This window comes from Dyella thailandensis, assembly GCF_050749815.1.
In the GTDB taxonomy this organism is placed as follows: Bacteria; Pseudomonadota; Gammaproteobacteria; order Xanthomonadales; family Rhodanobacteraceae; genus Dyella_A.
In genome coordinates this window covers 958846-970500 of sequence record NZ_CP192735.1, presented here as the reverse complement: position 1 = coordinate 970500, position 11655 = coordinate 958846, and the positions used below count along the sequence as shown (strand labels likewise).

Sequence of the window (11655 nt, the reverse complement as noted above, 5' to 3'; positions counted from 1 at the left end):
CGGCTCGGGGCGCTAGGGCGTCTGGCCGCCGGTCGCGGCAAGACGCATGCGCAGGCGCCGCCGCGTGTCCGGATCGCTGTTGTCCGGCAGCAGCCAGAGATCGTGGCGCCCGCCCTCGCCGGCCAGGTTGAGGACGACGCAGCCGGCCAGCACCCGAAACGAGCGCAGGCTCATCGGCGCATCGCTACCGTCGGCCATTCGCACGGTCCAGCCGGACATCGGGTGCCAGCCCACCGCCGTGGGCGTCGCGCGCTGCCGGCGCTGCATGAGAGCGAGAACGCCGATCAGCAGCAGCCCGAGCAGCAGGCGTACCAACAGCGCCATGCCACTGAGCAGCAGCGCCACGACCGCCAGCACCACCAGCAAACCGCGCAGGCGCTGCAGCAGCCGGGACGGCCGGTATTCAAAGCCGATGGCGGGCGCGGATGTCATCGATGATCGCCTGCCAATCTTCGCGCGGCGCGCGGGCGTGGCCCATCACCCAGTCCCACAGGTCGGGATCCTGCACGTCGAGCAACGCGTCGAACGCCAACCGGGTCGCTTCGTCCGCCGTGGCGAAACGCTCGTCCAGCCAGCCGCCGAACAGGGCGTCCAGCTCGCGCGTGCCCCGGCGGGTGCGCCAGCGCAGGCGCTTGATGCGGGCTTCTTCCACGGTTCCGGTTCTCCAAAGCATGCGGGCTGCCCGGAGGCAGCCCGCAGATCCAGACACTAGCAGGCGGGCCGTCAGGCCGCGCGGCGCTGCACGATCAGCTTCTTGATCTCGGCGATCGCCTTGGCCGGGTTCAGGCCCTTCGGGCAGGTGCGCGCGCAGTTCATGATGGTGTGGCAGCGATACAGCTTGAACGGGTCTTCCAGATCGTCCAGGCGGGCACCGGTGTCCTCGTCGCGCGAGTCGACGATCCAGCGATAGGCCTGCAACAGGATCGCCGGGCCGAGGTACTTGTCGCCGTTCCACCAATAGCTCGGGCAGCTCGTGGAGCAGCACGCGCAGAGGATGCACTCGTACAGGCCGTCCAGGTGCTTGCGGTCTTCCGGCGACTGCAGGCGCTCGCGATCCGGCGCCGGGCTCTGCGTGCGCAGCCACGGCTTGATCGAGGCGAACTGGGCGTAGAAGTGGGTGAGATCCGGCACCAGATCCTTCACCACCGGCATGTGCGGCAGCGGGTAGATCTTCACGTCACCGCCGGCGCAATCGTCGATAGCCTTGGTGCAGGCCAGCGTGTTGGTGCCGTCGATGTTCATCGCGCACGAACCGCAGATGCCCTCGCGGCAGGAGCGGCGCAGGGTCAGCGTGGGATCGATCTCGTTCTTGATCTTCAGCAGCGCGTCCAGAACCATCGGACCGCACGCGGCCATGTCCACCTCATAGGTGTCGATGCGCGGGTTCTGGCCGTCGTCCGGCGACCAGCGGTAGATGCGGAACGTGCGCGGCTTCTTCGCGCCCTGGGCCGGGAAATGCTTGCCCGGCTGGATCTTCGAATTCTTCGGGAGGGTGAACTCTGCCATGTGCGGAACCCTTCAATCTCGTTAGGAGGGCCTGACGGCCCCAACCACCTGCGATGCGCTAACGATGCCGGCGACCAGGATCGCCGGCATCGCCTGATCAGTAGACGCGCTTCTTCGGCGGCACCACTTCGACCTCGTCGGTCATCGTGTACATGTGCACCGGGCGGAACTCGAAGCTGGTGTTGCCGGCCTCGTCCACCTTGACCAGCGTGTGCTTCATCCACTCGTCGTCGTTGCGGTCCGGGAAGTCCTCGCGAGCGTGCGCGCCGCGGCTCTCCGGTCGCTGCTCGGCCGAATGCATGGTCGCCACCGCCTGCGCCAGCAGGTTGGACAGCTCCAGCGTCTCGATCAGGTCGGAGTTCCACACCAGCGAGCGATCGGAAACCTTGACGTCCTTGAACGAGTCGTAGACCTCGGAGATCTTGCGCTTGCCGTCCTTCAGCGTGTCGCCGGTGCGGAACACAGCCGCGTCGCTCTGCATGGTGCGCTGCATTTCCGCGCGGATCTTCGCCGTCGGCGTGCTGCCGTTGGCGTTGCGCAGGCCGTCGAAGCGGGTCAGTGCCTTGTCCAGCACGCTTGCCGGCAGGTCCTTGTGCGACGCGCCCGGCTGGATCACCTCAGCGCAGCGGTTCGCAACCGCGCGACCGAACACCACCAAGTCGAGCAGCGAGTTCGAACCCAGGCGGTTGGCGCCGTGCACCGATACGCACGCCGCCTCGCCGATGGCGAACAGGCCAGGCACCACCGAATCGGGATTGCCGTCCTTCAGCTGCACCACTTCGCCGTGATAGTTGGTTGGGATGCCACCCATGTTGTAGTGAACGGTCGGCAGCACCGGGATCGGCTCCTTGGTCACATCCACGCCGGCGAAGATGCGAGCCGACTCGGCGATACCCGGCAGGCGCTCGTTGATCACCTCGGCGCCCAGATGCATGAGGTTGAGGTGGATGTGGTCCTTCTGCTCGCCGACGCCGCGACCCTCGCGGATCTCGATCGTCATGGCGCGACTGACCACGTCGCGGGACGCCAGATCCTTTGCGTTGGGTGCGTAGCGCTCCATGAAGCGCTCGCCCTCGGAGTTGGTGAGGTAGCCGCCCTCGCCGCGCACGCCCTCGGTGATCAGGCAGCCCGCGCCGTAGATGCCGGTCGGGTGGAACTGCACGAACTCCATATCCTGCAGCGGCAGGCCGGCGCGCAGCACCATGCCGCCGCCATCGCCGGTGCAGGTGTGCGCCGAGGTGGCGCTGAAATAGGCGCGGCCGTAGCCGCCGGTCGCCAGCACCACGGCTTGGCCGCGGAAGAAGTGCAGCGTGCCCTCGTTCATGTCCAGCGCCAGCACGCCGCGGCACACGCCCTCATCGTCGAAGATCAGGTCGATCGCGAAGTACTCGATGAAGAACGAGGCATCGTGCGCCAGCGCCTGCTGATACAGCGTGTGCAGGATCGCGTGGCCGGTACGGTCGGCCGCGGCGCAGGTGCGCTGAGCGGTGCCCTTGCCGTAATGCGTGGTCATGCCGCCGAACGGGCGCTGGTAGATCTTGCCCTCGGCCGTGCGCGAAAACGGCACGCCGTAGTGCTCCAGTTCGATGATCGCCGGAATCGCCTCGCGGCACATGTACTCGATGGCGTCCTGGTCACCCAGCCAGTCCGACCCCTTGATGGTGTCGTAGAAATGGAAGCGCCAGTCGTCCTCGCCCATGTTGCCCAGCGCGGCGGAGATACCGCCCTGCGCCGCCACCGTATGCGAGCGGGTCGGGAACACCTTGGTGATGCACGCGGCCTTCAGGCCCTTCTCGGCCAGGCCGAAGGTGGCGCGCAGGCCCGCGCCACCGGCGCCGACCACGATCACGTCGTACTTATGCTGTTGGATCTTGTAGCTTTCCACTTCAGGCTCCCAGAGCGACGCGCAGGACCGCCAGCACGCTTGCAAGCGCGCCCAGCACCGCGAGGAACTTCACCAGCACCAGCAAGGAAACTTCCTTCCAGCGCGTGTGCACGTAGTCTTCGATCACCACCTGCAAGCCGAGCACGGCATGCCAGAACATGGTGACCACGAACGCGATCAGCAGGATCGCGTTCCAAGGCTTGGCCACAACGGTACGAGCGGTCTCGTAGTCGGTATGCACCAGGCGCAGCACCGTGACGAGAAACCACAGCCCCAGCGCAATCAGCGCAACGGCAGTAGTGCGCTGCGTCCACCAGTGGCCCACGCCCGACTGGGCCGAACCGAGCCCGCGCGCCCGCTTGATCGGGTGCCGCAGATCCTTCGCGCTCATGCCGCACCTCCGGTCGTCAGCACATAGCCCCACACCAGCAGGGTGATCACCACGCTGCCGATCACCGACAGCCAGCTCGAGCGCACGAACTGGGGAATGGCGTAGCCGGCACCGGTGTCCTGCACCAGATGACGAATGCCGTTGCACAGGTGATACGCGAGTGCCCAGGTCCATCCGAACAGGACCAGCAGGCCAAGCGGGCTGCCCGCACACGCCGTGAACGCAGCGAACGCGTCATTCCCCGCGGCGAGGGCCATCAGGCCCCACACGATGATCGCGCCGCCGAGGGCGAGCACGATGCCGGTGGCGCGATGCAGGATGGAGGTCATCATCTGCACCTGCCACTTGTAAACCTGGAGGTGCGGGGAAAGCGGTCGTCGCGTGTCTGCCATGGCGGCTATCCTGGTGTGGAATCGCTGGGTTCCACGCCGACCATCACTATCCATCCGCACGCCGGCCACTGCCGGCGCGGCAGATCAGAAGTCGATGCAGCGACCGTTCTTTTCCCAATCGCCGTAGCGTGTGGGATCCGGCGCCGGTTGCTCCTGCGCCCCGACCGGACCTGCGGGTTTCGCAGGCACGGGCTGCCCCGACGCCGGGGCGTTCGAAGGCTTCTCGTCGGGATGTGAGCGATTGTCGGACATGGGGTCTCTTAGCTGAACAAGAGTAATACTTGTGCCCCAGTCGGCACAACCTGACGCAGCGCCGCAGGCTTGCCTTGCCGCCCTCTCACCCTCACTTGTTTCAGCCATGCCTGATCCCTCCTGCACCACCGCCGAGACGCTGCTCATCGAGGGCCCGGACGCGGTTGCGTTCGCGCAGTCCCAGTTCACCGTAGCGGTCGCATCCATTGCGCCGGGCGAGTGGCAGTTCGGCGCATGGCTGGATGCGCAAGGTCGCGTGCGCTACCTCTTCCATCTCGCTCGCCTCGCCCCGGAGCGACTACTGCTCCTGCTGCGCGGCGGTCACGCCGATGCGATGAAGAACGAGCTTTCGCGTTTCGTGTTCAGGGCGAAGCTCTCCATGCATGCCGACAACTCGCAGTCGCTCGCGACCGCCGACGCGCTGCCATTGCATCAGGTGCACGCGCTCGACAACGTCGCGCGTTTCGGATGCGACGACCACTCGCTGGTGCTGTCGAGCGATGCCAACGCGGACACGCGCTGGCATTCGCTGCAGATAGCTGCTGGATGGCCCTGGCTGCCCGACACGTTGCTCGGCACGTGCCTGCCGCCGGCGCTTTCACTGCATCGGCTGCACGCCGTGAGTCTGGACAAGGGCTGCTATCCCGGCCAGGAAATCGTCGCCCGGCTGCACTACCGCGGTGGCAACAAGCGACACCTGTGCCGGGTCGGATTGTCGCAGCCGGTAGCCTCCGGCACCCTGCTTGAAATCGATGGCGACGGATCTCCCATCCAACTGCTCAATGCGACATCGACTGACCGCGGCACCGAGGCGATCGCGCTGTGCCACAGTGAATTGGCGCGCGCGGACGGGCCGGTGACGGCGACGCACGCCGGTCAGAAAATTGCGGTTGAACTTCTCCAAACCTGGCCCGCATGACGATCGTGCAGCCACCCTCGCGAATGTGAGTGCCTCGTGAACTCGGAGGCGACGGCACTTGCCTTCACAAAATCCCGCCACTAGGCTCCGCCGAACTTTTGAGCGGCCCACCACCTCGTGGACCGATGCACGCGACGAACCGGAAGATTCCGGATCGGCGCGACCCGGCAAGAACATCTGCCGGAAGGAATGACCGCCGTCCGTGGCGGAGTAGTTGCAGGCAGGACGAGAGCGGTGCTCTCGACGATGTCCCAGCAGCACTGGTCAGGCTAGGCACAACCAAGCGCCCGCCCGACTCGCCACAATCCCGTGGCAAAGGCACCCAAGGCCCCAAGTTTCGGCCCGAGTGTCATTCATCCAGGTGGAACGGCCTGCCCGCCCGTCCACCGCAACGGCGCATGGATTTCGACCTCGGTCGGCCACGCGTACAGCACGTTGGAGGCAGACATGAAACTTTCCCTGTTGCTGTGGATGGCCTCCGTGCTTCCCCAACCGGTCGCCGACCAGGCATGCCTGGCCACGACGGTCTATCTGGAAGCTCGCAGCGAGCCCACCATGGGCCAGCTCGCCGTCGCCGAGGTCGCACTGCGCCGCCGCGAGCGCGGCCAGTGGGGCGATACGGTATGCAAGGTCGTCACCGCACCTCATCAGTTCGCCACCACCACCACGCCTGGTTCGTTCGACATCACCAACATGCAGGCTTTCGCGAAGGCGTGGAAGATTGCGGGCGAGTCGATGAGCAACTGGCAGCTCCCCGCAGCCGAGCGGCGCCTGGTGGTACCGCACGCCGACCACTTCGCCACCCTGGCCATGGCACCGTACTGGTCGATCAACCAGAACAGCCAGACCATCGGCGAACACCGCTTCTACGCGGTCAACTGAAACAGAAAAGCCCTCCGCAAGGAGGGCTTTTCATTTGGACGTATAGACGTCCGATCAGGCTTAGTGAAAGATCACCGGGCGTAGATGCGCCCGCCCTGAACCTCCACATAGTCGCCTTCGCGCACACGCGGGTCCTCGGCCTGCGTGACCGTGGTGTATTGGCCATCGTCCAGCCTGACTGTCACTCGCCAGGCCACGTCGCTGCCGCTGTGGGCATTGGCGACCTTGTTGCCGACCACGCCACCGGCCACCGCGCCAGCCACGGTAGCCGCCTTGCGGCCATCGCCCTTGCCGATCTGATTGCCCAGGACGCCGCCGGCCACCGCGCCGATCACCGCACCGAGCGTGCCGTTGCTCTTGCGCTCGACGTATACCTGCTGCACCTCCTTGACCACGCCGCAACTGCTGCAACGGGCCGGACCGCGGTTGTCGTAGCCGTAGGCCGGTTGCGACGGACGGCTATAGCCGCCGTTGCCGTACGGCGCGGTTTCACATCCCGCCAGAGCCAGCGTGGCTGCCAGCGCCGCGGAAACGAACATCGTCTTGCCAGTTGCGATAGCCATGAGGCCTCCTCTTAGCGAGCGTCGGAAACAGCGGTGACACCTTCCTGCACCTGCACACGGTCACCCGGGTCATGGTCCATGCGGACGGTGCGGGTCACCCCGTTGTATTCGTAGCGGACGTCGTAGCCGACCAGCTTGGTGCTGGAGTTGTTTACCGTGCTGCAGCGACGCTCCACCGACGAGGTGGTGTTGGCGTGCTGGCGGCTCTGCTCGATCTTCTTGCCCGCGTAGCCACCACCGACCGCACCGGCGACCGTGGCGAGCGTCTTGCCTTTACCGCCACCGATTTGATTACCCAGCACACCGCCGACGACGGCGCCGATGGCCGTACCGGCAATCTGGTGTTGATCCTTGGGCGGCGTGGTGGTGTTGACCACCTCGTCGTGGCACACCTGCCTGGGCGTGTTTACGGTCTCGCGGACCGGATCCACGCTGACCACCTTCGCATACTTCGGCCCGTTGGCTGCAGCGTCGCCAGCCACGCCGGCGTCTGCACTTGCATCGCGGTTGCATCCCGCCACACCCGCCGCCAACGCAACAGCCATCCCCACATGAAGCACGTTGACCATCAGCCGATTCATCATGACTCTCCTCGTTAGAATCCCCGCGAGGTGACGCGAGCTGCGCCCCTTCGCGTTTCGCCCGACCATTGAAACCCTGCGTAACTGAATACGACCTAGCTCTTTCCCCTCACTTTGCCTTCACGTGACGCGCAACACGCCACGGGAACCGCTCAGCCAATCCGCATAGACTCCAACCATGCCCACCCTCGTAGACAGCCACCTGCACCTGGACGATGCGCGCTTCGACGATGACCGCGAACAAGTCATCGGGCGTGCACGCCAGCATGGTGTGCGATCCATGGTTGTCCCGGCAATCCATCGTCGCAGCTGGGACGCGATCGCGGCACTGTCACACGATCACACCGACGTATTCCCCGCCTACGGCCTGCATCCGATGTTCCAGGCGGAGCATCGGCCGGAGCACCTCGATGCCCTGCCAGGCTGGCTCGCGGCGCATCCGGCTGTTGCGGTCGGGGAGATCGGCCTGGACTTCTTCGCCGGGGATGTCGATCGCGAATCCCAGCAACGGTATTTCTCCCGGCAGCTGGCGATCGCCAGCGAGCATGGGCTGCCAGTCATCATCCATGCGCGACGCGCGGTGGAGGAAGTGATCCTGGCGGTACGCCGGCAGCCGGGCCTGCGCGGCGTCGTACATAGCTTTTCCGGCAGTGCGGAACAGGCGCGGCAGTTGTTCGACTTGGGTTTTCTGCTCGGCCTTGGCGGGCCGCTGACCTACCCCGGCGCGCACCGTCTGCATCGTCTCGTAGCGAGCATGCCGCTCGATCATCTTCTGCTGGAGAGCGACGCCCCCGATCAGCCCGGGGTGGAGCATCGCGGCCAGCGCAACGAACCGGCGTGGGTGAGCGACACGCTGGCACATGTCGCGGAGCTTCGAGACGAAGACGAGGCGGCGATAGCGGCAGCAACCTCGGCCAACGCGGAAAAGCTGTTCCAGCTGCAGGCATATCGCGGCAGACGCACCTGAGCGCATCCGCACTGCCCGCTTGCGGCAAGCCCGTGCCGCTTGCTATCTTTTTAGTTCATCAATGAAATATGAGCTGATGAAATGGCGCTGCTGTGCAAGTGCATCGCGATGATGGATCAGGGGATCGATCGTCTCGGCGATGCGATCCCCGAGATGCCCGCGGAGAAGGCCAAGCTCAGCCGCTTGATGCTGATGGTGGGCGGGCGGTTGCAGGAAGAGCTAGAGCTCACCCTCAAACCACACAAGCTCAACCACAGCGAATTCCTCACGCTGATGATCCTCTACAGCAGCCCCGACGGCAGTTCCACGCCAGGCGAACTGTGCGAGTACACCTCGCAGGGCGCCACCAACATGACCCGCATCGGCAATGCGCTGGTCAAGCGCGGTCTGGTCGTGCGCACCGCTGGCGAGGATGACCGCCGTCGCGTGCACATCCGGATCACCAGCGCTGGAAAACGCTTTGTGCAGAAGATGCTGCCCACGCTGTTTCCCCGTGTGAGCGCGATGTTCGATGGCTTCAGTGATCTGGATCGGCGGCACCTGGGCCGGCTCCTGCGCAAGCTGGCGGACAACCTGGATCAGCTGGACGAGCTCCCCACACCATGAACAAGGTTCCGACGAGGCCTCTCTCGATGAAGCACGCTCCGCTCTCCGGGCGCACCCTGCTGATGGCCGCGCTGACGCTGGCCCTTGCCGCGTGCGCCATGCCGCCCCACAAGCTCGATCACCCTGCTCTTCGCGACGATGTCCCGCTAGCGGGACTCCAGGCCGGCGAGCGAGCCGGCTGGCCCGCGGCCGACTGGTGGAAGGCCTATGGCGACGATCAACTGGACCAGTTGATCAATCTGGCCCTGCGCCAGGCGCCGGACCTGGCCATCGCGCAGAGCCGCCTCGGCAGCGCCGAGCAATCGATTCGCGCCGCGGCGGCACAGGCGGGCCTCAACATCAATGGCAACGCCCAGGTCTCGCGGCAGCGGCTGAGCGAGCACGGGCTGATCCCCAGCCGATTCCTGGGCTTCACCTGGTACAACCAGGCCGACCTCGGCGTACAGCTGCAGTACGACTTCGACTGGTGGGGCAAGACGCGGGCCGCCGTCGAGGCGGCGCTCGATCAGGCGCACGCCGCCGAAGCCCAGCGCAGCGCCGCCGCGCTGGCGATCGAGTACGCGGTGGCCGATACGTACTTCGGCTGGCAGGCCGACCGCGCACGCCTGGCGCTGGCCGACCAGACACTGGCCGTGCAGAGGCGCCTGACCGATATCGCCGAGCTGCGGGTGCGCCAGGGCGTCGACCTGCCGGACGAGGCATCGCGCGCGCAAGCGCAGCTGGCCGCAGCACACGAGATGCGCGCGGCGATCTCCAGCTCCGGGCAGATCCGCCTGGCGGCGTTGGCCTCGCTGGTCGGGGTTTCACCCGCTGAACTCCCGAAACTGACACCGCGTCCGCTGCCCGAGGTATCCGGCGGCCTGCCCGCCGGCGCCAGCCTCGATCTGGTGGCGCGCCGACCCGACATCGCAGCCAGCCGCTGGCAGGTCGAGGCGGCGTTGAAGCAGACCGACGTCGCCCGCGCGCAGTTCCTGCCGGATCTGAGCATCAGTGCGCTGGCGGGGTTGTCCAGCATCGATCTGGGCCAGCTGTTCACGGCCAGCAGCCGCACCTTCTCGCTCACTCCCGCGCTGCACTTGCCGCTGTTCAACAGCGGCCTGCTGCAGGCCAACTATGGGCTGAGCAAGGCGCAGCTCGACAGCGCCGTGGCGCAATACAACAGTGTGGTGCTGCAGGCCGCGCGTGACGTGGCCACCCAGGCGCTCACGGCGCAGATGCTGGCCGAGCGCCGCACCCAGCAGGAGGCGCAACTGGCGGCCGACGAACGCCTGCTCGCCGCAGCCAAGGCGCGTGCCGCCCAGGGTGTGCGCGACGCCCGTGAATCGCTCGCCGCCCGCGCGCAGTTGCTGCAGCAGCACGACGCCGCGGTGCAGTTGCAGGCACAGGCCGTGAGCACCGACTTGGCCCTGATCAAGGCCCTGGGCGGCGGTTACCGCATGCCGTCGTCCGGCACTGAATCGCCTGCCCCCTCGTCTTCCCACGCAACCGCCGGAGCCTCTGCCGATGAGCGCCACTGAGTCCACCGCCAAGTCCACGACGGCCGACACCCAGGACAGCGGCATGGCCGCCAAGAACCCAGCCAAGCGCCGCCGCGCATTGATCATCGTCGCGGGCATCTTCGTGCTCATCGCCGCGGGCTGGCTGCTGCTCTGGCTGCTGGTGCTGTCCCGCCGCGAGAAAACCGACAACGCCTACGTCGGCGGCAACCAGGTCGCCATTTCGGCGCAGGTGCCGGGAACCGTGGTGGCGATCATGGCCGACGACACGCAGCGGGTGGAGGCCGGCCAGGTGCTGGTGAAACTCGATGGCACCGATGCCGACGTCCGCCTGCAGCAGGCACGCAGTGCGCTGGCCCAGGCTGTGCGTGGGGTTCGCCAGCAGACCGACAGCGCCACCGGCGCCGAGGCCCAGGTGGCCGCGCGCCGACTGGAGCTGAGCAAGGCCGAGGCCGATCTCAAGCGCCGACTGCCGCTGATCGCGGCAAAAGCGGAATCGCCGGAAATCATCCAGCACCTGCGCGATGGCGTGGCGCAGGCACGCGCGGCGCTGGACGCAGCCGAGGCGCAGGCCTCGGCGGCACGCGCCGCCGTGGAAGGCACCGACGTGGCGCGCAATCCGGCGGTAATGCAGGCACGCGCGAACTTCCGCGCCGCCTGGGTCGCCGCCCAGCGCAACGCGATCTACGCGCCGGTTTCGGGCTATGTCGCGCAGCGCAGCGTGCAGCTGGGCAATAGCGTGCAGCCCGGCCAGCAACTGATGACCGTGGTGCCGCTGCACAACCTTTGGATCGACGCGAATTTCAAGGAGAGCCAGCTGCGCCACATCCGGCTGGGCCAGCCGGTGAAGATCGAGGCGGACATCTACGGCGGCGACGCCGAATACCACGGCAAGGTGGCCGGTATCGGCGCCGGTACCGGCAGCGTGTTCTCGCTGCTGCCGGCGCAGAACGCCACCGGCAATTGGATAAAGGTGGTGCAGCGCGTGCCGGTGCGCATCACGCTGGACAACGCCGAGCTGGACAAGCACCCGCTGCGCATCGGCCTGTCGGCCGACGTGACGGTGGACATCAGCAACGACAACGGTGAGGTGCTGGCCAAGGCGGCCGCCGCCCAGCCGGTCGCCAGCACCGATGTCTACGACCAGATGGCGGCCAAGGCCGATGTCGAGGCGGACCGCATCATCGCGGCCAACCTTCCCGCGAACCGCTGAGT

Annotated in this window: 15 protein-coding genes; 6 read left to right on the top strand and 9 right to left on the bottom strand. The window is 66.6% G+C overall.

Features of this window, described 5'->3' with window-relative positions:
- Positions 1-12 precede the first annotated feature (12 nt).
- The 7 genes from ACQVBX_RS04420 to ACQVBX_RS04390 form a co-directional block, all read right to left on the bottom strand.
- Positions 13-432 carry a protein YgfX gene (locus ACQVBX_RS04420; protein ID WP_431636692.1) on the bottom strand — a complete coding sequence of 140 codons (420 nt, stop codon included), beginning with the start codon at positions 430-432 and terminating at the stop codon, positions 13-15.
- Positions 404-652, bottom strand: a complete 249-nt coding sequence (locus ACQVBX_RS04415) for a succinate dehydrogenase assembly factor 2 (protein ID WP_431636691.1) — start codon at positions 650-652, stop codon at positions 404-406. The genes ACQVBX_RS04420 and ACQVBX_RS04415 overlap by 29 nt, the downstream gene beginning before the upstream one ends.
- Before the next feature lie 71 nt (positions 653-723).
- Positions 724-1506 carry a succinate dehydrogenase iron-sulfur subunit gene (locus ACQVBX_RS04410; protein WP_431636690.1) on the bottom strand — a complete coding sequence of 261 codons (783 nt, stop codon included), beginning with the start codon at positions 1504-1506 and terminating at the stop codon, positions 724-726.
- 97 nt (positions 1507-1603) lie between these two features.
- Positions 1604-3391 carry a succinate dehydrogenase flavoprotein subunit gene (sdhA, locus tag ACQVBX_RS04405; RefSeq protein ID WP_431636689.1) on the bottom strand — a complete coding sequence of 596 codons (1788 nt, stop codon included), beginning with the start codon at positions 3389-3391 and terminating at the stop codon, positions 1604-1606.
- Between the two features lies 1 nt (position 3392).
- Positions 3393-3782, bottom strand: a complete 390-nt coding sequence (sdhD, locus tag ACQVBX_RS04400) for a succinate dehydrogenase, hydrophobic membrane anchor protein (protein WP_431636688.1) — start codon at positions 3780-3782, stop codon at positions 3393-3395.
- Positions 3779-4174: a succinate dehydrogenase, cytochrome b556 subunit gene (sdhC, locus tag ACQVBX_RS04395; RefSeq protein WP_431636687.1), complete on the bottom strand. Its 396-nt coding sequence runs from the start codon at positions 4172-4174 to the stop codon at positions 3779-3781. The genes sdhD and sdhC overlap by 4 nt, the downstream gene beginning before the upstream one ends.
- An 84-nt stretch (positions 4175-4258) precedes the next feature.
- Positions 4259-4426: a DUF1674 domain-containing protein gene (locus tag ACQVBX_RS04390; RefSeq protein WP_431636686.1), complete on the bottom strand. Its 168-nt coding sequence runs from the start codon at positions 4424-4426 to the stop codon at positions 4259-4261.
- A 106-nt stretch (positions 4427-4532) separates the two neighbouring features.
- Here ACQVBX_RS04390 and ACQVBX_RS04385 point away from each other — a divergent pair, with 106 nt between their 5' ends.
- Together ACQVBX_RS04385 and ACQVBX_RS04380 are read left to right on the top strand one after the other, a co-directional pair.
- On the top strand, positions 4533-5345 hold the full coding sequence (locus tag ACQVBX_RS04385) for a YgfZ/GcvT domain-containing protein (RefSeq protein ID WP_431636685.1): 813 nt from the start codon (positions 4533-4535) through the stop codon (positions 5343-5345).
- Positions 5346-5792: 447 nt separating this feature from the next.
- A complete protein-coding gene (locus tag ACQVBX_RS04380; protein WP_431636684.1) occupies positions 5793-6227 on the top strand; it encodes a cell wall hydrolase in 435 nt (144 codons plus the stop codon).
- 71 nt (positions 6228-6298) lie between these two features.
- On the opposite strand, the gene ACQVBX_RS04375 is transcribed toward ACQVBX_RS04380, so the two are convergent.
- A complete protein-coding gene (locus ACQVBX_RS04375) occupies positions 6299-6790 on the bottom strand; it encodes a glycine zipper 2TM domain-containing protein (protein WP_431636683.1) in 492 nt (163 codons plus the stop codon).
- 11 nt (positions 6791-6801) lie between these two features.
- Positions 6802-7371: a glycine zipper 2TM domain-containing protein gene (locus ACQVBX_RS04370; RefSeq protein WP_431638109.1), complete on the bottom strand. Its 570-nt coding sequence runs from the start codon at positions 7369-7371 to the stop codon at positions 6802-6804.
- Positions 7372-7549: 178 nt separating this feature from the next.
- On the opposite strand from ACQVBX_RS04370, the gene ACQVBX_RS04365 reads away from it, so the two are divergent.
- From ACQVBX_RS04365 to ACQVBX_RS04350, 4 genes are all read left to right on the top strand, one after another.
- Positions 7550-8338 (top strand): TatD family hydrolase, encoded by a 789-nt coding sequence (locus ACQVBX_RS04365; protein ID WP_431636682.1) that lies wholly within the window; start codon positions 7550-7552, stop codon positions 8336-8338.
- 81 nt (positions 8339-8419) lie between these two features.
- On the top strand, positions 8420-8944 hold the full coding sequence (locus ACQVBX_RS04360) for a MarR family winged helix-turn-helix transcriptional regulator (protein ID WP_431636681.1): 525 nt from the start codon (positions 8420-8422) through the stop codon (positions 8942-8944).
- Between the two features lie 26 nt (positions 8945-8970).
- Entirely contained in the window at positions 8971-10461 is a 1491-nt protein-coding gene (locus tag ACQVBX_RS04355) for an efflux transporter outer membrane subunit (RefSeq protein ID WP_431636680.1), read from the top strand.
- Positions 10448-11653: an efflux RND transporter periplasmic adaptor subunit gene (locus tag ACQVBX_RS04350; protein ID WP_431636679.1), complete on the top strand. Its 1206-nt coding sequence runs from the start codon at positions 10448-10450 to the stop codon at positions 11651-11653. Before ACQVBX_RS04355 ends, ACQVBX_RS04350 begins: the two co-directional genes overlap by 14 nt.
- Positions 11654-11655: the final 2 nt, after the last annotated feature.